The sequence below is a fragment of the Oceaniferula marina genome (genome assembly GCF_013391475.1).
Taxonomy (GTDB): domain Bacteria; phylum Verrucomicrobiota; class Verrucomicrobiia; order Verrucomicrobiales; family Akkermansiaceae; genus Oceaniferula; species Oceaniferula marina.
In genome coordinates, this window is sequence record NZ_JACBAZ010000048.1 from 1 (window position 1) to 1,074 (window position 1,074).

Annotated in this window: 1 protein-coding gene; it reads right to left on the reverse strand. The window is 41.0% G+C overall.

What is annotated here, in order from left to right; all coding sequences use genetic code 11:
- Positions 1-451 precede the first annotated feature (451 nt).
- Complete coding sequence (locus tag HW115_RS19480; RefSeq protein ID WP_178935332.1) at positions 452-922, reverse strand: GNAT family N-acetyltransferase; 471 nt, start codon at positions 920-922, stop codon at positions 452-454.
- Between the last annotated feature and the right edge of the window lie 152 nt (positions 923-1,074).

Consider the following 1,074-nt stretch of genomic DNA (forward strand, 5'->3'; position numbering starts at 1 on the left):
CCTTGGCAACTCGGGCTTTGAACTCTGCGGTAAGATGTCTTCTCTTTCGTTTCATTGGTCTTATTTCGGGTTAATTGCCCCGATCAGGCCAGCGAATTAATCAATAAACTACTGGCTCCGTTTTGCGGGACCACTTCAATCTGATTCTGTAGGACACATAAAGACAGCTGTATAATCATGAGATGCTCCCAAACCTTCAGACTCCTCGAAACGAGTAGTTCCACTGGGAGAACCTGCTAGAAGATCTTTGTTTATGGGATCGAAATCAATATTTGAAATCGTAGGAGTCTTACTCTTGCAACCAGAGAAAGATAGTAGCGCGACTATGCTCAATGTGTGATATATTTTCATTTTTTATCGAACGTAAAGTTCACCCGCAGCGATCAAAGCGCAGATAAACGGTTAATGTTTCAATTTTGATTAACAGACTTCAAATCTGGCACGGTAGCTACTAGCTGTCGGGTGCAACGACTTGTTGGGCTTGTTTTCTGACATTGCCTTTCTTCCATTCCATCTTAAATTCAGGACAACCTGTATGGCTACAAGTATTCTCGCCTGTCACAACAAACCCGTGAGACTGATAAAATCGTTTAGCTAGCTCATTATCTTTGTATACACACAATGAGATTTTTGAATGCTCTTGTTGTATATGGCGCATAAGACTAGCTCCTATTCCAATACCTTGGTTCTTTGGATCAACAAAAAAGGCATCAATAAACCCTTCAGTATCGACTACAAATCCGACTGTTTCAGCATCAATAACAAAAACATAGCCATGAGATTTGGGGAGAAGTTCATTAACCATGACATCATAGTTTGAACGCCAAAATTCTGCTGAAATAAAATCATGTGCAATGATACTGCTCTCAAGCCATATATCGGCAATACGGGTGATGTCTTTGGGCTGTATCTTGCGAATCATATTTTTTTGCCCAACGTAAAGTTCACCGGCGTAGAGTGACGGTATCCTTCACTGTGTTGTTAATGGTTAAAGCCAACTTAAAATTTTTGGCTGCGCAGCTACTCTACGTCGGGTGCAACGTCTTGTTAGCTTTATTTTTATTGTAGCGCAGA

Coding starts and splice junctions, on each gene's coding strand:
- HW115_RS19480 (WP_178935332.1), bottom strand. CDS start 922: ATGATTCGCAAGATACAGCCCAAAGACATCACCCGTATTGCCGATATA.